The following is a 19,971-nucleotide window of genomic DNA, read 5'->3' on the forward strand; positions in this document are numbered from 1 at the left end:
TGCGTCACGTCCGTTCGTGCTTGCGCAGATCGCGGATGCGATCAAGGCCGATCGCCTGGAGGTCGACGTCTTCCGGCGGGATCTGGGGCAGGGCGGCCTCGGTCAGGATGGCCTCAGTCACGTCCTCGACCGCACTCTCCACGATTTCGTGGATGAACGAGATGTTCCGGTACTCGCCCGAAGCGATGCGGGAGATGACCTCGCGCCTCGTGATTTCGGGATCGACGACCGCCTCGCGGCCCCGCCGCCCATAGTCGATCATCACGACGAAGTATTGCATAAAACGATCCTGCCGCGCCTCGTGTCGGGAGCGCGGCAGAGTATTTCCGAAAAACGGAATGTTGTCAATCGATATTTCTAGAAATCGGAAATTGCTCGCCGATCTCCTACTTGCCTTTCTTGCGGGGACGCGCCGATTTCGCACGCAGCCGCTCGAGCTGCCCCTTGGGCATCGACAGGCAGATCTCCCCGACCCAGTCGAGCTTGACGCCGACGATCGGCTTGGCATTGAAGCTCGTGAGATTGACGACGGAGGGTGATTTTCCCCGCTCGATGGTCTTCAGATAGCGCTCGCCGGTCTTGAGCCGGACCACAGCCTCTTCGCCGTAGAAGCTCGATAGTGGGTGGCGCTGGTCCTTGTAGACCACGATCACGTCGCCGCTTTCGTATTTAGGCAGCATCGAATCACCCACGATCTCGAAGGCGACGGTCTCTTCCATGATCGGGAAGGGCAGCGTGATGTCGCCCAGTCCCTCCGGCGGAACCTGCTCGTAGTCCGGCTCGATCACGGCACCGGCGCCGACGCGGCCCATGATCGGCGCGAGATTGAGCTCGAGATATTCCATGATCGGAATGATCTCCGAAGCCTTCACCAGACGCTCGCCGCCGAGGATCTCCGAGACCGCGCCGGGCCGCACGCCCATGGCCGCCGCCAGGCCGCCCTTGCTCTTGCCCGTCTTTTCCAGGCCCCGCTCGATCATTGCAACGTCCAACATGGTGATTCCCTCGATTGCGCACCGTCTTGCCTCTTGTAATCCGAAATTCGGAATTGATGCAATTATGAATATCAGAATTATGGGCTTGACACTAGCTTCGGAATAACGGAATGTGTATCCCGCTTCCCGGTCGCGTGATCGGAGGGGCGCATCACAGGGCAGCATCATGGAACCGGGCCATTGGCCGTCGGAGCACTCCGACGCGCTTCGCGACTATTTTCTCAAAGGCATGTCTTACGCGGAGATCGGCAGACAGATTAACGCAAGATTCGGAACGGCTTACACGCGCAATGCGGTGGTCGGCCGCGCCAAGCGGCTTGGACTCGTCGTGCCGGAGTGGACGACGAGCCCGTCGATCGTGCCGTGCTTGCCGGGCGAGGCCAGCGTGCTTTCGCCGCGGAGGGCGGCCTTGCCGAACCTGAATCTGCCGCCGAAGTCCGCAATGAAGCCTGCGGCGCGGGTGAAGTTGCGCTGTGTCGGCGTCCAGCCGCGCTTGATCCAACTCGTCGAACTCGAGCCGGCCGACTGCCGCTATCCCTATGGCGGCGACAAGGACGGGGAGGAGATTGCCTTCTGCGGTCACCCGCGTCAGCCGGGGTCCAGCTATTGCGCGCCGCACGCTCGCCTGACGCGTCGCTCTGGAGCGGCGTCCGCCCGTGTCGTCGGCCCCGTCGCGCTGAGGCTAGTCAGCGCCGCTTGAAGGTGCAGCCGTCCGTTCAATTGTCAGACTCGCAAGGAGTATCCGAGTGGCACGTGCCCGACGCAACAAGTCCTACAGATTGGCGAAGGTCTACGACCGACGGTCGAGGGAGGTACCGTTCAATGCCGAGGTGGCGGAGGTGGAGGTCGACAATCCGCTCGCGCTCGATTCGGGCGAGAAGATTCTGGCTATCCGGTCGATCCGCAGCGATGCGCTCGGCCGGCTGCACGCGCACCACCAGATCGACGAGGCGCAATACCGCGGCGGGCGCGCCTTCCAGAGCGATTGGGAGCGGGCTGAGCGGGGCCCACAGGCGGTGGATACGACCCGCGAATATGTCGATGGTACCGGCACGCGCGAGCCGGTCACCGAGAGCCAACGACAGGCGGTGCTGCGGCTGAACAGCGTCGAGCGCGAACTAGGCACAGACGGCGCCGCGCTGGTGCACGACGTGCTGGTGCTGGGTCTGACCATGGATCAGATCGGGCAGCGTCGTGCCGTCCGTACGCAGCGCTGGAACGATTATTTTGCACGGCGTTTTCGCGAATGCCTGGATCGGCTGGCACTGGTCTATGGCTTTGCAACGGAGGCCGGGACACAGCGTGCGGACCGACGCGGATGATTGCGGCACGCCGGCGGTTCTGGCCGCCGGCGTGCCGACCTGTTGCTTACGGATGAGGGACAATCTGGTAGGGTGTGGCGTAGGGCTCGACGCGAAGGGAGGCGTTCGCCAGAAGACCGATTTTGGCGGTCGGCGCCTGCTGTAGTTCGCCGTTGGGGCCACGATGCACGTTGTATTGCCAGACAGTGAGATCGCCCTTCTGCGCCAGCGCGTGTGCAACGGCGCTCGCATCATTGCCGCCGAGCGCCTGAAGCTCCTCTGCCGACAATCCGACGACGATTTCGTCCTTGATGGTGACGATCTTGAACAGGTTCATCTTGGTGTCCTGCGCCCAGGAGCCTTGTATCGAGAGCGTGAGAAGCGCGACCGCGGCGCCTTTGATGAGATCGCAGCGAGAAAGCATGCCGTCGTCCTTTTGGTGCTGGCGCGCGCCCGGATCCAGGAGTTTTCAGCCATGGCGCCCGTATCTGCGTGGCCGTGCCGCAACGGCTTGGTCGCTCGCTCGCGGACAACGGTTCACGACAGAATCAGACCGATGATCCTGCTGCGAACAGCCCGCCAGGATCAGGACTGGCAGCAAGAGCGGCTTTCATGCTGGTGATACAACCGGCGAGATCGAACTCAACAATTACGTGTACATGCTGAAGGATCGCCAATTCGTGAGTGCCAATGTGCATTCACATCGGAAACAAGCGAAACGCTGCGTGGATTGATAGCAATCAGGGCAGTGTGCGCGATTGATGACGCTTCTTGACGCAGGTGGGTGACGGCGGTCGATATTCCTGTTATCCGGAATCGCCATGGTGCGATGCAGGCCGAGCATCGCTACACCCACGGTTGGGCTTGCCGGAAGGGTTGTTCCTTGCCATAGTTACAACCGTGCGATTGGGGCGCCGTTACTGGGATGCAGTTCGGCATGCCGCCCTGGCGGTTCCACCACTGGCCGAGAGTTCGTCGCGATAGCTTCTGTTGTGGTGCGCGATTCTCGACTGGATCACGAAGGCCGATGCTTGTCATAGGTGCGAGATGAAAAACCTCAATTTCGCGGCTGAGTTGCATCTCAAGCTCGGTGTTCCTGCAAGCAGCACTGTCGAAAGTCTGCGTCTGCTCCGCGCGTTCCTGAAGCTCGCGCCTCGACAGCGTTTCGAAGTGATCAAGCTGGTCGAAGATCTCGCCGCCGAAGAAGTTCTCCCCGAGCATCCCTTGTCCTGAAATCCGGCCGCGCGCCGGCCCAGTGCCGTCTCCTTGCCACAGCCGGCAGGCCGGCGTCGTTCCCCGAGGCTGGCCGCTGGAAGGCGGTCCGGCAAGGTGGTATTCAGTTGGGAAAAAGGGAGGAGTGCGACCATGATCGAACCGAAGCTCGAAGTTCCGGCCGAACTGCGCGACTTGGCCGAGAAGACGATTGACCAGGCGGAAAAGGCATTCGGGATGTTTTTCGAAGCCGCCACCAAATCGATGTCGTCCGTTCCGGGCGCGGGGACGGATGTGTCCAAGCAGGCGTTGGCTTTCACCGAGCAGAACATGAAGTCGGCCTTTGAGCATGCGCGCAAGCTGGTGCATGCCACCGACCTCCAGGAAGCGATGCGAATCCAGTCCGATTTCTTGCGCAGTCAGTTCACCAGCGCCGGAGACCACATGCGCCAGATGACCGGCAGTCTCATGCAACCAGGCAAGGGCAAGTCCTGATTTCGGCGCATCTACAGCGTGCCCACAAATTGATCTTGTGTGGCGTGGAGATCCGCGGTTCGATGACCGGGCAGGTCCATGACGGGCCACCGAATGAATCCATTCGCCGTCCGTTGTCTTTTCTGCTGATCCCTGCCGGTTCCCCGGCAGGGATTTGCATTTGCAGCAGGTCGTGATCGTCCGGCGACGGCTAACGCAGCGATGCGATATAGGCCGCGATATCGCTGGCTTCCGTCCTGCTCAAGGGAAAATTCGGCATCTTCGGATGCGGATCGAGCAGGAAGAAGGCGAGTCTTTCCGGACTGAAGTCCGGCCTGCGCGCCACGGATGCAAAGGAGGGGACGTCGGCGCTCGCCTGGGTCTGTCCGTTCGCCACGACATGGCAGCTCGCGCACCAACGCCTGGCGAGGTCGGCACCGTGATCGGCGTCAGCGGCGAGAGCGGACGACGTGCCGAGGCTGGAGATTGCACCAAGCAGCAGGCAAATCCGTCTCACATCCCGGGGCATAAGGATAATCTTTCTGCATTCGCTTGCGGCCGTCGCGCTCATCCGCAGCATGATCCTGGAAACTGCGAGAGATCAATGCGGGCGATGATCGACCGTAACAACCTGCGGGTCGAGCGATAGAAATGCCGGACGAATCCCGGCATTCCTGCCGCGGGCAGGCCAAGACTTTTGGTATCAAGGCTTTTCGTGGCAAGACTCTCGGTATAGTGCGACACGTGTCTCTCCGACGCCATATCGCTCTTCATATCCTGCCGCTTCGGAGCCGCCTTTGATCTGCCGCAAAGCGCTGCCGGCTAATAGTCTCCTGGGTTCATGATCATCGGGCTCTTCGTATCTGCCGGCGCGAGCGCGCTACTGGCGCTGTCACGCAGGAAGCGGTCGAGCGTCTCCTGGATCTTCTCCTTGACCGAGTTGGGACCGCGATCGCTCATCTCCGTGTGCTGCGCGCCGGTGTGGATGATATCGATACCGCGCGCCTTGGCCTCTTCCGGCGTCGGCAGCACGCCGGGATCTGTCACGAAATGCGGGTCCTTCGAGCGGAACGACAGGATCTTCAAGCGGTCGCTGAGCACGAAAGGCACCCGCAGATTGTCGAGCGTGATCACCTTCGAGACCAACTCCGGGTGCTGGTGGGCGACATACATAGAGACATCGCCGCCGTTGGAGTGGCCGACGAGGGTGATGTGGTCGTATTCGACGTTCTCCTGCCGCCGCTTCAGTTCGCCCAGCACGAAGAGAATGTTTGCTTCGCAGCGGATGTAGACTTCACGCCGGCCGACATATTGCTGACCGACATGGGTCATCAGCGGCGGATCGCTCGGCAAGTCCTGCTGGATGCTGGCAACCAGATAGCCTCGCGCGGCCAACACGTTGGCGAGGAAGGAATATTCGGTAGCCTTGACAGTGTTGCCGTTGCTGATGATGGCGAGCGGGAGCTTCCAGAGGCCGAGATTGGCCTTCGTCTCATAGTCGCGCCGCACGGCGACCTCGACCGAGATCGGTCGCTGGCGCGAAGCGTCGAAGAGGTTCAAGGTCTCATGGCGAATTGCGAAATGGCTGACGACGAAATACTGCCCGACGCCGAGGACGCAGAGAAACGCCAGGATTGCAAACACCTTCTTCATGGTTCTGTCTCAAATCACCTTTAGCTGAACATGGTCATTGGGAATTCCTGATCGAGCGATCGTGAGCAGGTTACGGGATTAAATTTAGGCAATCCTGTGAGCAAGGCCGCAAAAGGGGCCGCGAGTCGGGTCGATCGCCCGAAGGAGCGGGCGGCTTGCCTAGAGACAGCCGGCCTTGTCATGTTCGGGGCAGGTCCGTAGCGTGCTCGACAGTGTGAAAAGGAAGCGTGCGCTGCGGCGCTCGTTGTCCGGCGCCCGATAGCTCAAGGGGACAGCCACACCGAGATTGGCCTGGAGATCCGTTCGGCGAGAAGCTCGGCGATGCCTTGATGCCTTCGATGGCCGCCGTGCGGGCGGGGCAGGACGCCAAAGCCTGCTGATGATGTATTCGTGGCGCCGCTTCGCGCCAGGAACTCGCGTCGCTATCCTCGTTGCGGTCGGAGCGGGCATCGAACTGGTCGCGGCCCTCGTACAGGCAAGGTGGCCCCTCGCCATCGATACATCGCTGTTCCACATCGCTATCATCGCATACCTGACGGCAACTGCGCTGGACGAAGTCGATTTCCCTAGTCTGCTCGGACGCATCGCCGAGAGCCGCTTTCATCGCATGGCGATGTCGCTCGGCGACGGGCTCGTCTGCACAGACGAGGATCACCGGATCACGGTTTGGAATCCCGGCGCGAGCGCCATCTTCGGCTACATGCCGGCCGAGATCATCGGCCGCCCATTCGAAACACGCGGCAACACCGCGTCAGGATCAGCGTCGGCGTTGCCGTCTATCCGGAAGGCGGGCAAAAGGCTGACGGTCTCCTGAGCAACGGCCATCTCGCGCTGAGCCGCGCAAGGCGACGCGGCGCGGCAGCCATGTGATCTTCGAAAGTGCGATCAGGCAGGAACTCGAGAACCGACTTATGCTGGAAAGCGAGCTCGCGCTCGCCGCGGACCGCGGCGAGTTCGAACTATTCTACCAGCCGCAGGTTCGTCTGATCGACGGCAGCCTGATCGGGACCGAAGCACTCGTCCGCTGGCGACATCCGGTGCGCGGCTACGTCTCGCCCGGAGAGTTCATGCCGGTGGCTAACACCTCGGCCCTATCGGAGCGGATCGCGAACTGGGTGATGGAGGACGCCTGCCGTCAGGCGCGGGCCTGGGAATTGTCCGGCAACAACGTGCGCGTCGCGATCAACCTCTCACCCTCGCAGCTTCAATCCAGCGACCTCGCGCATTCGGTTGCGGAATTGCTCGAAGCGACGGGGCTGACGCCATCGCTTCTCGAAATCGAAGTCACGGAAGACATCCTTCTTCGGCCGTCCGATGCCGGCCGAGGCATTCGAAAAGCAGTTCCTGGCGGCTGAGTTCAACGCGGTCAGCGCGGCCTGAAGAGGGGGGCTTCCCCGCTACCGCCGGCGAGCGACCGCCACGCCAAAGAGAAAAGCGACGAACAGGCTGGCAAGCGGCGCTTCGCGCGTGATCGCTGCGATGGTCGCGAGAGTCCCGCCAGGTTTCCGAGATTCCTCGACTGCTGAGGTCAGACGGTCGACGGCTGCCTGCAGGCCTCCAGCGACTTCACCGATCGTTCGGGACACGTCGGTCGCCGCATCGATGGCGCGTTCGGCGACGCCGGGTTGGGACGTGGATTGCGGTACCTCCGTGCTCAAGCGCGTGACCTCCAGGCCTGATGATGAAGACCGGCACCTTTGGCTATCCGCGCGAGCGCTCGTTTTGAACAGCGGGTCCGATGACCTTTGGCTATCCGCGACAGGCGCCGTAGTTAACGGCGGGTGCCGGCCTTGGATGGGCAATTCGGCGCGCGGGATTTTGTTCCGGCTAAGACGAGCCCCCGGCAAACGACGGATGCGAATCTCTGTTAGGCTGGCACAACCTTGTTGACGTCAGGAGGCAGTCGTGACCGATCGGACCATGACGGATCGAGCCCGGCGCATCGCCTTGCTCGGCGCACCCATCGACATGGGAGCTTCGCAGCGCGGTACCTTGATGGGTCCCGCGGCGCTGCGCACTGCCGGCCTAACGACACTGCTCGAGAGTTTGGATTTCGAGGTCGTCGACTATGGCGATCTGTCGGCAAGCGAAGTCCGGGATCTCACCGACAGGCCGCCGGAAAGAGCCAATCACTATCGCGAGATCCAGCGCTGGACACGCGTCCTGAGCCGCAAAGGCTATGAGATGGCGAAAACCGGTGCGCTGCCGATCTTCCTGGGCGGTGATCACACGCTGTCGATGGGGTCGGTCAATGCGATGGCGCGTCATTGGCAGGAACGTGGACGCGAACTCTTCGTGCTCTGGCTCGATGCCCACGCCGACTACAACACGCCGGAGACGACGATCACCGCGAACATGCACGGCATGTCAGCCGCCTTCTTGTGCGGCGAGCCCGGCCTCGACGGCCTGCTCGGCGACGATCCGCGCGCTTCGATCGACCCGGACAGGCTGGATCTGTTTGGCGCGCGTTCGATCGACAAGCTCGAAAAGGAGTTGATGCGCTTGCGTCGGATCAGGATCGTCGACATGCGCCAGATCGACGAGTTCGGCGTCGCCGTCTTGATCCGGCGTGTGATCGATCGGGTCAAGGCGAGCAATGGCGTCCTGCATGTCAGCTTCGACGTCGATTTCCTCGACCCCTGCTTGGCACCCGGTGTCGGCACCACGGTGCCGGGTGGTGCCACCTATCGCGAGGCGCACCTGATCATGGAGCTGTTGCACGATTCAGGCGTGGTGGGGTCGGTCGACATCGTCGAGCTGAATCCCTTCCTGGACGAACGTGGTCGGACGGCGCGTACTGCAGTCGAGCTGATCGGCAGCCTATTCGGCCAGCAGATCGCAGACCGGCCGACGCCGAGCAACGCAATCGCTCCGGGTGAGTAATTCGGCAGACGGCATTCGTGCGCTGAAGGCGCAGCGGTCGTAGGCCTGTTCCCGGCGCAGAATTCGGCCGCAACAGCACGTAATCCGGGTTGGCCTGGAACTTGCTTAGTCGAAGCGGGGAACCGGCTGGGGCGCAATTGAATTAACCTGCGATAGGGACAATAGCGGATCCTTCGATGACAAATGGTCGTTTCGCAAACTCCATCACCACTGCCCTCCGCCATCCCGGCGTGATCGCGCTGATCGTCGCGGGTGTGACGATTGCGGCGATGCTGATCGTCGACCACGGGCCCTGGAGCCGTGCCAAGTCCCAGCCGGCCCATGTTGCGATGTATGCGACCACGGGAGAAGCGGCACGGGCCGCCGGCGCCGAGGTGCTCCCGACCAAACCGAAGTCCCCGATCGAGCCGGCGCGGCCGGGGCCCAAGACGTCCCCGATCGTCAATCCCGTGACGCCATAGCCTCGTCAGCTGCTGCGGTGGCAATTAAGAAGACCCCCGCTCGTCTTCGGCGGATGAGCGCGCGGAGATGGTGCGCGGCTCTCGTCAGCCAATTACCGACGAGCCGAGCAGAGCGAGGACGGCCAGCGCCATCAGCGCGGTGCCGAGCCAACCCAGCGCGATCAGCCAGGAGCGGGCCCTGAAGCGGCCCATGATCGCGCGGCTCGATACGATCAGCATCATCGTTGCCATGATGGGGACGGCGACGATGCCGTTGAGCACCGCGCTCCACACCAGCATGTGGATCGAGTCGATGCCGGTGAAGCCGAGGCCGAAGCCGATGAGTGTCGCCGCCGCGATGATGGTGTAGAAGCCGACCGCTTCGTCGGGCTTCGCCTCCAGCGTGGCACGCCAGCCGAAGATCTCCGCAACGCCGTAAGCGGCCGAGCCCGCCAGCACCGGGATGGCGAGCAGGCCCGTGCCGATGATGCCGATCGCAAACAGGGCGAAGGTGAAATCCCCAGCGAGCGGCCGCAGCGCTTCGGCCGCTTCCGTTGCCGAATTGATGTTGGTGACGCCGTTGGCATGAAGGACTGAGGCCGTGGTGAGGATGATGAAGAAGGCGATGCCGTTGGACAGCAGCATGCCGGAGATGGTGTCGGCCCTGATGCGCGCGAGCTCCGGATTGCCGCCGCGCTTGAGCTCGCGAAGCGGCTTGTCATGCTTGCCCTGGTTCATTTCCTCGACCTCCTGCGAGGCCTGCCAGAAGAACAGATAAGGGCTGATGGTGGTGCCTAGCACGGCGACGACCATCATGAAATACTGGGCGCTGACGTTCGCCTTCGGCCACACCGCGGCGAGCAGCGCCGTGCTCCACGGGATATTGACGGTGAAGGCGGTCGCGACATAGGCGAACAGCGCCAGCGTGAGGAATTTCAGCACCGGCGAATAGCGACGGTAGGGCAGGAACACCTGGAGCAGGGTCGAGCCGGCCGCGAAGATCAGCGCGTGTTCGTGGTTGAGCCCGCCGATGACGAGCGAGAGCGCCTGAGCCATCGCGGCGATGTCGGCGGCGATGTTGAACGTGTTTGCGGCAACGAGCATGGCGATCAGCGTCAAAACCGCCCAGCGCGGCGCGACCTGCATGACGTTGGCGGCGAGCCCCTTGCCGGTGACACGGCCGATCTGCGCGCTGACGAGCTGGATCGCGATCATGAACGGCGTGGTCAGAAACACGGTCCACAGCAGGCCATAGCCGAATTGCGCGCCGGCCTGCGAATAGGTGGCGATGCCCGAGGGATCGTCGTCGGCAGCTCCGGTGACGAGGCCCGGTCCCAATCTCTGCAACAGCGTCGGCGCGGATCTCGACGGGGTGAGGGCTCGGTCGCTCATGAAGGGGATCTCGGTCAAGGTGCAGGCGGCTTCTTGGCAATGCAAACGAGGAAACATAAGTTCCCGCCGCCAAGCCAGCAACTCGTTTCTGATAATGCTAATCCTGCTTGATCCGTCGGGCAAAACAGGTGTAGATTGCCATCATCCCGCAATTCCCGATCTCGGCGTCGTCCGCGAGGCTTCGCGTCCCCAGGCGGATCGTGGATGCCGGGATGAAGGTGTTGCGCGCGCGACCTACTTCACGCTGACGAACATGCCCCAGGCGGCGGCCAGCGCGGCGCCGGTGAAGAGGACCACCGGATTGTCGCAGAACGTGCCGCCATAGCTGCAAACGTCTGCTCCGAATTGGCCGAGCTCATGACGGCTCGCGGAATAGAACAGTCCCGACAGCACCAGCAACGCAGCGGCGACGTAGTACATTGACGATCTCCCGGCTTGCCCCGTCCAGGCGACATGTCCCAGCATGGTGCGAAGAGATTTCGTTTCGCCGAATCCGCTTTGCTGCATTTGAGATAAAGTTTGATCCATCAGGAAAAACACTGGCAGGACGACACCATAGGTGAGTGCCGGCGTCGCGATGATGACCGGCGTTCGACATCAAAAAGGCCCCGCATCGCGGGGCCTTTGTCGTGGGGCAAACTTGTCGTGGAGTGCCCTTGTCGTCGCGGCGCCTGGCGACCTATCGCCGTGTGCCGACGCCGTACAGCTCGCGCTCGCGGCCGATATCCTCCGGAGACAGCGGGGGGCTTGCGGCGTCGAAGTCGCTCCAGCCGGATTTCTGCCAGGCGGCGCTGCGCTCCCCAAGGTTCACGGAGTTCTCGTGCAAAAGCGCATCGAGGCGTGCGCGGTCCTGGTCGGGCACCTTCGCCGACACCAGCGTGCCGCCGCGGCGGACACCCTCGGCATAACGCGAGGCGTCTTCCCTGGAGACGCCTGCCTCCGTCAGGGCGCCGACGATTCCGCCGGTGGCCGCGCCGGCTGCGGCGCCGACGGCGGTCGAGGCGAGCCATCCTGCCGCGACCACCGGGCCGAGACCGGGGATGGCCAGCAGGCCGAGGCCGGCGAGCAGGCCTGCCGCGCCGCCAAGCCCCGCGCCGATGCCGGCGCCCGTTCCGGCAGCTTCGGCGCGGTCATCGACGCCGTCGCGGTCACGGTCGACCTTGCCGCCGGCCTTGCCGCGCGAGGCACCGTACCAATCGTCCGAATTGTTGGCGACGATGCTGATGTCGGAGTGCGGCACGCCGGCGCTCTCCAGCCGCGTCACGGCACGCTCGGCGTCGGCATAGTTGTCGTACAGGCGAGAGATGGTGGTCGTCATGTCTGGATCTCCTTACTTGGCGGGATTGACGTTGCCCTGGAAGTCGACGCTGACGTCGGTCTTGGTGCCGGCCTTGTCGGCCTTGCCGCGCCAGACGCCCTCGTTGTCCTTCTGCAGGCCGGAGACGTTGGAATAGCCCGCGTCCTCGATCCGCGATTTCGCCTGGCCCTCGGTGAAGCTGTTGCGGCCGGCGACCGGTGCGTTGGAGTTGTTCTGGTCGGAGCTGTTGACGGCGTTGTTTCCCGGCCCGCTCTGCGCCGGCTGCGATTGGGCGCCTGCAGGCACCGAGCCCAGCAGCAACAAGGTCGCGGCCAGCAGAGTTAGACGTGACATGCTTTGTCCTCCAGCAAGTGAATGTGCCGGCGACAACAAGTCAGATTCGAATTGGTTGCTTTCGTTTTGAACGAGTTTGCTGCGGCTCTTTTGTCGCGGCAGCGTTGGGCGAGCTGCGCACGTCGCTCTTCGGCCGCAGGGCATTCGTCCCGGCGTCTGCTACTTCGAAGGCTGCACAGCTTCCCCCTGACTCCTGGTGGGCTCCCAAGGCGCTGGAAGTATCACGCGAATGGGGCGAGCTTCCGCGGAGCTTTGAACGGCAGGCGCAGCTTGATCCTTGACTGGCTCGGCCTGTGCAACGGCCACCAGTGCAACCAGCATCGCCAGAGAAGTCGTCGCAAGCCGCACGTCCATCATCGAAGCCTCCTGTTTGCGTTGCCCACCAACGCAGCCCGTGGGAGTTGGTTCGGCTGCATGACCGGGAACAAGCGGCAATCTGTGATGTTTGTAGAGGGCCTGGATGACCAGGCTCCTGGAGGAGGACACGATGAATATCAAAGCAATTGTTGCCGCTGCCGTGCTGACGTCAGTTGCGGCTCCCGCGTTCGCGCAATCGTTCTACGTGGTGCAGGACGTCAAGACCAAGAAGTGCACCATCACGGAGTCGAAGCCCACCACCACGGAAACGACGGTGGTGAGTGGTGATACCGTGTACAAGACCAGGGCGGAAGCCGAGGCCGGCATAAAGACCGTCAAGGTCTGCACCTCGCACTAAGAGAACGAGACCTTTTCTTTGCCTTGGGCCGCTCCGGGATGTGATCGTTCTCGGCAGCGGCGTCCACCTGACCGGTCACATGCACTGAGAAAGGAAGGCGCTGTGGAGCGTGCCACGGGCTCCGTCGCCTTCCGTCACGGGCTCGGCGCAGGCGATCGATCGATGAAGGCCCGCGCGGAGCAATCCGTCGCGGGCTTTGATTCCGAAGAGGCGAGCCGCTGTATTCTCGGGCTGCGACCGGTCGGCCACGCAAGGCCGCGATGGAAGCAGGCGGGCCCGTGCGGATGACCTGGCGAAACACGCCTGAAACCCTGAAACAGTGCTGAAACCCGATTGCCCTGAACTGCGCGGCTCCGGGCCTCGACCAATGAAGCGAACAGGAGAGACAATCATGATCCAGATCGGTTCGAAGGAAGAAGTCGCGTTCTTGCTGGCGCTGTTCGGCACCCACGCCGAGCCGGTCAAGCGGCCGAAGCCGAAATCGCAGCAAAGGTGAGAGAGGCCATGCCCGGTTTGGCCGAATGCCAGAGCCTGTTGCGGCTCCTGATCGCCAGGGGCGATCCCAAGGCCATTCCGCTTGCCAAGGGCGCCATCGATCAGTTTTTGAACACGTCGCCGCTCAGCGCCCGTGGCCGCGGCCTGCGCGTGCTCCAGCGCGACGCACTCGACCAGCACGATGTCGCGGTCGGCGTGCAGCGCTCGTTCGCCGAGACGGTGGACGCCTATATCGAGCGCAAGCTCGCGGAGGACTAAGCTCGCGCACACCGTCCGGATCGCGGCTCCGTGCAGCGTTCCCGGGCCCCGTTTATATCGACGGAATTCCTCCGTCCGGCTGGAAACCTTTGTTCGCTCCCTGAGCTGTTGCAACAAAGGATGCCGCAATGCCCCGATATGACTCCGACCTTCGCGATGACAACGGAATTGCGCTGGACGAGGAAGGACTGGAATCGTCCGGGCCCGCGCGGTTCAGGCCGAGGCCGCCAGGTCGGTCGCCGAAATGGCACGCGATGCGGTGCTCTCCGCGCCGCTCACCGGTGACCGGCAGGAGATGGTGATCAACGTTCGCGACGCCGGCGGTCCCGTCATGCAGGTGACGTTCGACGTCGAGATCGAAGATCTCACGTCGCGATCGCGATCACGCGATCATTGACGCGTCAGTGTCGGTCGGGATCGCTCGGGCGGTGGCGGCCGGGACTGCTCGGACTCCAGCACGGCGATCTTTCGGCCGAGCTGCCAAAGCTCGACCTTGCCGTGACGCGTGAACTGCCGCGCGTAGGTCAAGGCGGAGGAATCGGACGGGGCTTCGAACGCTTCGGCGGAGCGGAAGACATCGTTCTCGCCGACGAGATAAGCGCGATATTGCTGCGTCATGTCGGCGCCCTCAGGCCGGGCGAACGCAGCCAGGCCTCGATCTGCATGGCCGTCTCGTCCTGCCGCGCCTGGCGCAGCAACATCTCGCGGCGATGCCCCGGCGCCAACGTGCGCGCCTCCTCGCGGCAGCGAGCGGCCTCGCCCGCGAGTCTTTCGTTCAGTGTCGTGGTCTGTTTGAAACGACGCCGCTTCAGCATGGCGTTGCTCCTCGTTGGAGGTGGGCGGGAGCGCAACTGGCGTTCTCATCACCGATGAATGCCACGGGCCTTGCGATGATCGGTCGACCTTATGCCTCTGGCGGCGGCGAGTCACATCATTTGATATGTTGCGCGGATTAAATTTTCAGGCGCAAGTCCAGCCGTTTGAGCCACTTACTCACGTTGCTGCGTCGCAATTCCTGAGTACACTTTTGAACATTGGGGCCGGATTGAAGCCGGGAATTGATTGAAGGCGTTCGGCCCGTCATGGCGAATGCCCGCTATTGTCGAACGCGCTCGCGGTACGGCGTCCTGCTCGACCTCCACCCCCACACTTGGTGCTCAGCACACGCGTCTTCGCTTCGATTGCTGCAGCAGTCCGAGACCTAGAGCCATCGTGCGCTCGCTAGCGCGAGACGCAACGGTTGACCATGTTCTCTCTAATGAGTGCCTATGTACCGACCTTTAAGCGAAGAGCCGGAGTGAGCGAAGAGCCGGAGCCTCACGCTGGAATCTTCTGCGGGTAGTTGATGAGTAAATCGCCTGTCGCTTTGGTCCTATTGAATAAGCCGGTGACGCCGGACATGTCAGCAGTCGCCAAGGTCCTTCACGTCCGACATCCGGAGTTGGCGACGTAGACGGTAGGTCGTCCTGGTCGTTCGCTCCATATCCCGACTACCCCTTCAGGCTATGGGTCGACATTCTTCCGTTCCGGTCAGGTGCGAAGATCGGTGCGATCACGATGGGACTGTCCACCTTCGTCGGCCGAGAGATCGAGTTCGTGACCGGTAAGCTCGCGCTTCCGGCGTTGTTTGACAAGGTGGCAGGACTTTCCGTGTATCTGATCGAGCACGGAAACGTGGTGAAGGACGGCGACACGATCGGGGCAAGTGCGAGCGAGCGGATTGCGGTTCGCTACAGGAATTCTGATGTTTTTGGAGGGATGCCGGTGTTTTGCTGTATTGATGAGTTCAAACACTGATGTCGACGAGCGACTTCCGGTCGGTACTTGCGGTCAGGTTCATTGCTCGAGATCGATCGTTTGACACGTCGGGCAAAACACTGGCAGAATGGCATCATCCAAGGAGTTTGGATCAAGCCCGCGGGATGCGGGGGGTTTCTTATTTGGAAGAGCTGCGACGTTCGTGCGCTATGTAGCGGCTGCTCCGAACCACTTCGTCAATGTGCCCTCCAGTCCATATCGGCTCTCGTCTCCCACCCAGGCCACATGGCCATCGGGCCGCACCAGCACCGCGCTTGGTGCGGCGACCGGTCCGATGGCCGGAAGTTCCCATGCGCTGTCGCACTCGGCATCGACCATCTCGATGTGATCTGCCCATGGCGTGATGTCGATGCCGCCTCGCTTGCCAAAATTGAGCAGCACGCCGCGCGCGCTGTGCAGAAGCGTGAACAGTCTCAGCTCCTGTCCTTCGACGGTCAGATAGAGATCAGGCATGCGCCGCCCGAGCAGCGCGTGTCCACCTCCGAGATCATAGCGGATATCGAGCCCGCTCATCATCGCGCCAAAACGCTTGCGCGGCTCGTCCATGTCGAGAAGCTGGGACACGACGTCGCGCGCGGCCTTGAGGCCATCGTCGCCGCGGCGGAGCAAGGCGATCTGCGCCATGGTGTTGCGCAGGACGCGCGCGGCGACGGGATGGCGCTCGGCGTGATAGCTGTCGAGCAGGCTGTCGGGCGAAAGGTCCTTGACGACCTGCGCCAGCTTCCAGCCGAGATTGACGGCGTCCTGCAGGCCGGTGTTGAGGCCTTGCCCGCCGACGGAGTGATGGATATGCGCGGCGTCGCCGGCGAGCAGCACGCGGCCGTTGCGATAGGACACGGCCTGCCGTGCCGCATCGGTGAAGCGGGATATCCAGGTGGGATTTTGGAGTCCGAAGTCGGTACCGTAGACGGCGATCAGCGCGTCGCCGAGATCGCGCAAGGTGGGCGCGCCGGTGCGCTCGAGCGTCGCTTCCGTCAGGACGACCAGCACGCGCCCGCTCTCCGTCTTGCTGAGGCCGTGAAAGCCCAGCGCATCGTGACGGAGGCCCCATGCGGGCTCCTCGCGCATCTCGACTTCGGCCATGAGATTGCTGAGCGTCGGATCGGAGCCGGCGAATTCGATGCCGGCGGTCTTGCGCACCAGGCTGCGACCGCCATCGCAGCCGACGAGATATCTTGCGCGCAGCGTGCCACCGTCGGACAGGATGACGTCGACGCCGGTCTCGTCCTGTGCGAAACTCGTCACTGCGCTATTGCGATAGATCGGGACCGCGAGCTCCGCGACCCAGTCGGCCAGGATGCGCTCGATGTGGTTCTGTCGTAACGCGAGCCCGTATGCGTGTCGGGTGGGAAGGTCGCTGATGTCGAGCCGCGTCCATGCAAAGCCTGCAAGCTGGGTGATTTGTCCTTCGCGCAGGAAGCGGTCCGCAACGCCGCGCTGATCGAGGATCTCGATGCTGCGCGCATGCAATCCGCCGGCGCGCGTCTCGACCAGCGCCTGGTTCGGGCGTCGTTCGACGACGGCAACGTCGACCTGCACGAGCGCGAGCTCTGCGGCCAGCATCAAACCGGTTGGACCGCCGCCGGCGATCACGACGGCATGGTCGCGCCTGCGGGGCGCGGCGGCGCTCTGGAAGCGCACGCGCGATCGCAACTTCGGAAGCAGGACAGGCATGTTGTGACCCTCGGCTGGTTGCTTTGGATGTTCCTTGGGTCGGGGTTCTACGGCAAGGGCGGGGACTTGAAGCAAGTCCCTTGCGAACCACATATAGAGCTGGGAGAAGGAATCCTTCTTCCACGCTCGTCGCGTTGACACGTCGGGCAAAACACCGGTATGTTGGCATCATCGAGATGCGAGCCGCCCGCCGGCCCGCGCCTAATCGTCCTTCAAAAAAATCGCCGGGTTTCGTGGGAAGGTTGATGGTGCCGCCATCGCCGCGCACGAGCCTGCGCGATCTCTCCTTTGTCTCGCGTCTTCAACGATCGGCTTTTGCGCGTTGCGCGCCTTGTCGATGCGCGGCTCGTCGATGCGCAGCTTGGCTCCGCGCAGGTTTCGCGATGTCTCTCGTGACGTCGTCTTAAGTGTCATTGGCCGATCCTCCTGATCGGCCAACTCTCGTCGGGCCCGTAAGTTCGTTTGACACGTCGGGCAAAACACTGGCAGAATGCCATCATCGAAACGAGTTTGGTTCACCCGCGCGGAGCAATCCGCCGCGGGTTTTTTCGTTCTCGATTTCGGAATCGGACGGCGGTGGCGCATTGCGGCCACGCACTCGTCAAACTTGGAGCGCCGATCGGCGTGCCGCCGTCCGAACCATTGCTGGCCGTGCACGCGCGAACGTGCCGGCCCGCGGCGCAGGGCCCATTGCCCGCGCCGCTGCGGTCTCCGGCAGACACGGAGATAGGGTTCGCGCCCGAAACGATCGCGCTTCGCCTGTCGCGATCTGCCGCGCATTTTCTTCTCCGGGAGGGATGATGACCGCATATCTGATATCGCTCGCGCTCGCGGGCCTCGTCGCAATCGTGCTGTGGGAGATGTTGTCGTGAGTGAGGAGGTCGAATGCGGGCTCGCAAGCGAGCCGTCCCAGCCGCCGGTGACGAAGGCAAGGTCCAGGGCGCGCGCGCTGACCGAAATCCGCTCGCTGGCGCGTAGCCACACCAGGACGGCCCTGAAGGTTCTCGTCGGCATCATGCGCAGCGACGATGCGACGCCGGCCGTGCGCCTCTCGGCAGCCAACGCCATTCTCGATCGCGGCTGGGGCAAGTCGGCGCAGCCGATCGAGAGCGGCGAAGAGGGCACCGTGGAAACGGTCCACCGGGTCGAGCGCATCATCGTGCGCCCGGAAGAGGCGGTCGATGGCGATGCTGGTCCCCAGGCTTGAGGGCGAGGGGGCAACGATCAAACCTCATCAGAGACGGGATTGGCGTCTTTCATCAAATTCTGCACAAGTGCGCCCCTGGATCGTCGGTGTTGTTCGTGATTCAAGGAAGACCGTCCGACGTTGCGAGGGGACGCTCAATGTGGATGAACGAGAGCCGCTGGCGCTGTTATCGCGGCCGACGACGCGATCCCGCCGATCTGACAGAAGAAAAATCGGTATTGGCAGAGCCGCTGATTGCACGAGCCAAGCGCGGGAGAAATTCGTCCACGGAGATCGATCATGGACATCGAGCCAATTCTTGAGGCGAGCGCTGCGATCAATAATTTCTCGACGGTCGCTTCAATCGTATGCGTGCTTCCAACATACTTCCTTGTCAGCCTAGGACTTATACACTTGTCCTGTCCTTAGGCATCATTTTCGGTCTTTCGACGTTGGCGGTTCATCCTGAAAATTCCGACGGCCAGGATCCTCGAGCGGTTGCCGAGGACGCGCGCTACAAGGGCGTCTATGGCGGACGCGGCACTGCGCGCGATGCTTGCTCTACCGCGCATCTCGAATTGAGATTCGGATTGATCGTTTGACACGTCGGGCAAAACACTGGCAGAATGGCATCATCGAAATAGTTTGGTTTCAGCCCGCGCGGAAGCAATCCGCCGCGGGTTCTTCGTTTCGGCGATCCCTAGTGCCTGGTTTGCTTGCCGGCTCGGCGCTGCCCGGCATAGGCGCGCTGCACCTGGTCGCTGCAATAGGACAGCTTTCGGCCCTCGCCGGTGAAGTGCCCATCCTTGAGATCCAGAGGATGACGGTCTTGTCGTCGATCTTCTTGAACATCAGGTTCTCGCGGTCTGGAGTGGTACCCACATTCTGTACGCTGACGGCGTCCTTGTCTTAAGCCGGCTGCAATGTGCAATCGGCGCCGATCCTGACGGTGTCGGGAAGCTGAACCTGAGTGCGGAAGACCTCGCACTCGTTCGAGGCCGTAATGATCGATTTCCTGGCGAACGCAATGATGGTGTCGCTGAATTTCGAGCAACGTTCCTCGAAATCGGCACCCGCCGCGGCGTAAACACCATCTCGCGGATGAGCGCTCTTGGCCTTCGGCTTCCGGAGGCGGCGTTCTCGCTGGTGTCAATCAAACTCGGCAAGGGCGACCTGAAACTCCAGACGACGAAGACTGGTCCGCAATGTTGCGCAGGCGCACCGGCCTGCCCTAGGGTGAGCGCATCCATTGTCCATCCTGAAAATTCCGACGGCCAAGATCTTTGAGCCTCTGCTGAAGCCTGCGCGCTACAAGGGCGTTTACGGCGGGCGCGGCTCGGGGAAATCGCATTTCTTCGGTGAACTCCTGGTCGAGACCTGCCAGGCCGAGCGCGGCACGCTCGCGGTCTGCATTCGCGAGGCGCAGCGCACGCTGGCGCAGTCCTCGAAACGTCTGATCGAAGCCAAGATCGCAAGCCTTCGCCTCGGCCACGGCTTCAAGCTGTTCAGCGACAAGATCGAGACGCCTGGGGATGGGCTGATCATCTTCCGCGGGCTTCAGTACGACGCCGGAAAATACAGACTGATGATGAAGGCGAGGGACGCCGTTTCGGCAAAGGCCGTTCCACCGGTGCAACGGCCTGGTATGGCGACAAGCCGGGGTGAACTTAACCAGCATGCCTTGAGGACGTTGAGCGCGCGGCTTTCAAACACCGGAAATCTCAGTGACGCGGTCGCTCTTTATAAGGCCCGGAGAACGCGTGGAGAATAAGTGGAGGCCTTCGTCGATTCCACATTGACATTGTTCTTTGTTTGTTCTATGGA

General features: G+C 62.6%; 25 protein-coding genes and 2 pseudogenes. 13 read left to right on the top strand and 14 right to left on the bottom strand.

The genetic code is table 11. From position 1 onward, the window contains the following. Positions 1-4 precede the first annotated feature (4 nt). Complete coding sequence (locus tag XH87_RS03570) at positions 5-280, bottom strand: hypothetical protein (protein WP_158670258.1); 276 nt, start codon at positions 278-280, stop codon at positions 5-7. Positions 281-386: 106 nt separating this feature from the next. Then, positions 387-995: a S24 family peptidase gene (locus XH87_RS03575; RefSeq protein WP_035705094.1), complete on the bottom strand. Its 609-nt coding sequence runs from the start codon at positions 993-995 to the stop codon at positions 387-389. 166 nt (positions 996-1,161) lie between these two features. Between XH87_RS03575 and XH87_RS03580 the strand changes: the two genes are divergently transcribed. Continuing rightward, positions 1,162-1,695, top strand: coding sequence for a GcrA family cell cycle regulator (locus XH87_RS03580; RefSeq protein WP_035705091.1), 534 nt, complete (start codon positions 1,162-1,164; stop codon positions 1,693-1,695). A gap of 46 nt (positions 1,696-1,741) precedes the next feature. Further along, positions 1,742-2,317 carry a hypothetical protein gene (locus XH87_RS03585; RefSeq protein ID WP_271586187.1) on the top strand — a complete coding sequence of 192 codons (576 nt, stop codon included), beginning with the start codon at positions 1,742-1,744 and terminating at the stop codon, positions 2,315-2,317. A 46-nt stretch (positions 2,318-2,363) separates the two neighbouring features. On the opposite strand, the gene XH87_RS03590 is transcribed toward XH87_RS03585, so the two are convergent. Beyond that, positions 2,364-2,720 (bottom strand): hypothetical protein, encoded by a 357-nt coding sequence (locus XH87_RS03590; protein WP_271586188.1) that lies wholly within the window; start codon positions 2,718-2,720, stop codon positions 2,364-2,366. A 623-nt stretch (positions 2,721-3,343) separates the two neighbouring features. On the opposite strand from XH87_RS03590, the gene XH87_RS03595 reads away from it, so the two are divergent. Next, entirely contained in the window at positions 3,344-3,529 is a 186-nt protein-coding gene (locus XH87_RS03595; protein ID WP_081492433.1) for a hypothetical protein, read from the top strand. A 132-nt stretch (positions 3,530-3,661) separates the two neighbouring features. Next, entirely contained in the window at positions 3,662-4,003 is a 342-nt protein-coding gene (locus XH87_RS03600) for a phasin (RefSeq protein WP_035705080.1), read from the top strand. Positions 4,004-4,193: 190 nt separating this feature from the next. Here XH87_RS03600 and XH87_RS03605 read toward each other — a convergent pair whose 3' ends face one another. Together XH87_RS03605 and XH87_RS03610 are read right to left on the bottom strand one after the other, a co-directional pair. Continuing rightward, positions 4,194-4,511 (bottom strand): c-type cytochrome, encoded by a 318-nt coding sequence (locus XH87_RS03605; protein ID WP_035705147.1) that lies wholly within the window; start codon positions 4,509-4,511, stop codon positions 4,194-4,196. Between the two features lie 293 nt (positions 4,512-4,804). After that, the gene (locus XH87_RS03610; RefSeq protein WP_035705078.1) at positions 4,805-5,635 is read right to left on the bottom strand and encodes an alpha/beta fold hydrolase; all 831 of its coding nucleotides are present in this window, start codon (positions 5,633-5,635) and stop codon (positions 4,805-4,807) included. A 373-nt stretch (positions 5,636-6,008) separates the two neighbouring features. Here XH87_RS03610 and XH87_RS03615 point away from each other — a divergent pair. Further along, positions 6,009-6,939, top strand: a pseudogene (locus XH87_RS03615) (EAL domain-containing protein); the annotation flags it as partial. 93 nt (positions 6,940-7,032) lie between these two features. Here the strand turns inward: XH87_RS03615 and XH87_RS03620 are convergent. Next, a complete protein-coding gene (locus tag XH87_RS03620; protein WP_035705072.1) occupies positions 7,033-7,293 on the bottom strand; it encodes a hypothetical protein in 261 nt (86 codons plus the stop codon). A gap of 247 nt (positions 7,294-7,540) precedes the next feature. Between XH87_RS03620 and rocF the strand changes: the two genes are divergently transcribed. Together rocF and XH87_RS03630 are read left to right on the top strand one after the other, a co-directional pair. Next, positions 7,541-8,518, top strand: coding sequence for an arginase (rocF, locus tag XH87_RS03625; protein ID WP_271586189.1), 978 nt, complete (start codon positions 7,541-7,543; stop codon positions 8,516-8,518). A 176-nt stretch (positions 8,519-8,694) separates the two neighbouring features. Next, positions 8,695-8,979 carry a hypothetical protein gene (locus XH87_RS03630; RefSeq protein WP_035705068.1) on the top strand — a complete coding sequence of 95 codons (285 nt, stop codon included), beginning with the start codon at positions 8,695-8,697 and terminating at the stop codon, positions 8,977-8,979. An 84-nt stretch (positions 8,980-9,063) separates the two neighbouring features. Here the strand turns inward: XH87_RS03630 and XH87_RS03635 are convergent, their stop codons facing one another. The 4 genes from XH87_RS03635 to XH87_RS03650 form a co-directional block, all read right to left on the bottom strand. After that, positions 9,064-10,350, bottom strand: coding sequence for an NRAMP family divalent metal transporter (locus tag XH87_RS03635; protein ID WP_271586190.1), 1,287 nt, complete (start codon positions 10,348-10,350; stop codon positions 9,064-9,066). A 234-nt stretch (positions 10,351-10,584) separates the two neighbouring features. Beyond that, positions 10,585-10,770 carry a hypothetical protein gene (locus tag XH87_RS03640; RefSeq protein ID WP_035676373.1) on the bottom strand — a complete coding sequence of 62 codons (186 nt, stop codon included), beginning with the start codon at positions 10,768-10,770 and terminating at the stop codon, positions 10,585-10,587. 259 nt (positions 10,771-11,029) lie between these two features. Next, on the bottom strand, positions 11,030-11,668 hold the full coding sequence (locus XH87_RS03645; RefSeq protein WP_271586191.1) for a hypothetical protein: 639 nt from the start codon (positions 11,666-11,668) through the stop codon (positions 11,030-11,032). Positions 11,669-11,680: 12 nt separating this feature from the next. Then, complete coding sequence (locus XH87_RS03650) at positions 11,681-12,001, bottom strand: hypothetical protein (RefSeq protein ID WP_035705065.1); 321 nt, start codon at positions 11,999-12,001, stop codon at positions 11,681-11,683. 487 nt (positions 12,002-12,488) lie between these two features. Here XH87_RS03650 and XH87_RS03655 point away from each other — a divergent pair, with 487 nt between their 5' ends. From XH87_RS03655 to XH87_RS36590, 3 genes are all read left to right on the top strand, one after another. Further along, a complete protein-coding gene (locus XH87_RS03655; protein ID WP_035705142.1) occupies positions 12,489-12,716 on the top strand; it encodes a hypothetical protein in 228 nt (75 codons plus the stop codon). Positions 12,717-13,220: 504 nt separating this feature from the next. Beyond that, positions 13,221-13,469 carry a hypothetical protein gene (locus XH87_RS03660; protein ID WP_271586192.1) on the top strand — a complete coding sequence of 83 codons (249 nt, stop codon included), beginning with the start codon at positions 13,221-13,223 and terminating at the stop codon, positions 13,467-13,469. A 244-nt stretch (positions 13,470-13,713) separates the two neighbouring features. Beyond that, positions 13,714-13,866 carry a hypothetical protein gene (locus XH87_RS36590; protein WP_333909167.1) on the top strand — a complete coding sequence of 51 codons (153 nt, stop codon included), beginning with the start codon at positions 13,714-13,716 and terminating at the stop codon, positions 13,864-13,866. Here the strand turns inward: XH87_RS36590 and XH87_RS03670 are convergent. Together XH87_RS03670 and XH87_RS03675 are read right to left on the bottom strand one after the other, a co-directional pair. Further along, positions 13,860-14,087 carry a hypothetical protein gene (locus XH87_RS03670; RefSeq protein ID WP_271586193.1) on the bottom strand — a complete coding sequence of 76 codons (228 nt, stop codon included), beginning with the start codon at positions 14,085-14,087 and terminating at the stop codon, positions 13,860-13,862. The two genes, XH87_RS36590 and XH87_RS03670, sit on opposite strands and share 7 nt — an antisense overlap. Next, positions 14,084-14,284: a hypothetical protein gene (locus tag XH87_RS03675; RefSeq protein WP_271586194.1), complete on the bottom strand. Its 201-nt coding sequence runs from the start codon at positions 14,282-14,284 to the stop codon at positions 14,084-14,086. Before XH87_RS03675 ends, XH87_RS03670 begins: the two co-directional genes overlap by 4 nt. 742 nt (positions 14,285-15,026) lie before the next feature. Between XH87_RS03675 and XH87_RS03680 the strand changes: the two genes are divergently transcribed. Next, complete coding sequence (locus tag XH87_RS03680) at positions 15,027-15,266, top strand: DUF4261 domain-containing protein (RefSeq protein WP_271586195.1); 240 nt, start codon at positions 15,027-15,029, stop codon at positions 15,264-15,266. Between the two features lie 168 nt (positions 15,267-15,434). Here the strand turns inward: XH87_RS03680 and XH87_RS03685 are convergent, their stop codons facing one another. Both XH87_RS03685 and XH87_RS03690 read right to left on the bottom strand, forming a co-directional pair. After that, positions 15,435-16,961 (bottom strand): FAD-dependent monooxygenase, encoded by a 1,527-nt coding sequence (locus tag XH87_RS03685; protein WP_271586196.1) that lies wholly within the window; start codon positions 16,959-16,961, stop codon positions 15,435-15,437. Positions 16,962-17,162: 201 nt separating this feature from the next. Further along, positions 17,163-17,741, bottom strand: a complete 579-nt coding sequence (locus tag XH87_RS03690) for a hypothetical protein (RefSeq protein ID WP_271586197.1) — start codon at positions 17,739-17,741, stop codon at positions 17,163-17,165. A gap of 88 nt (positions 17,742-17,829) precedes the next feature. Here XH87_RS03690 and XH87_RS03695 point away from each other — a divergent pair, with 88 nt between their 5' ends. Next, positions 17,830-18,168: a hypothetical protein gene (locus tag XH87_RS03695; RefSeq protein ID WP_271586198.1), complete on the top strand. Its 339-nt coding sequence runs from the start codon at positions 17,830-17,832 to the stop codon at positions 18,166-18,168. A gap of 1,228 nt (positions 18,169-19,396) precedes the next feature. Beyond that, positions 19,397-19,708: pseudogene (locus XH87_RS03700) on the top strand (phage terminase large subunit); the annotation flags it as partial. Positions 19,709-19,971: the final 263 nt, after the last annotated feature.

The organism is Bradyrhizobium sp. CCBAU 53415, assembly GCF_028128735.1.
Classification (GTDB): Bacteria; Pseudomonadota; Alphaproteobacteria; order Rhizobiales; family Xanthobacteraceae; genus Bradyrhizobium.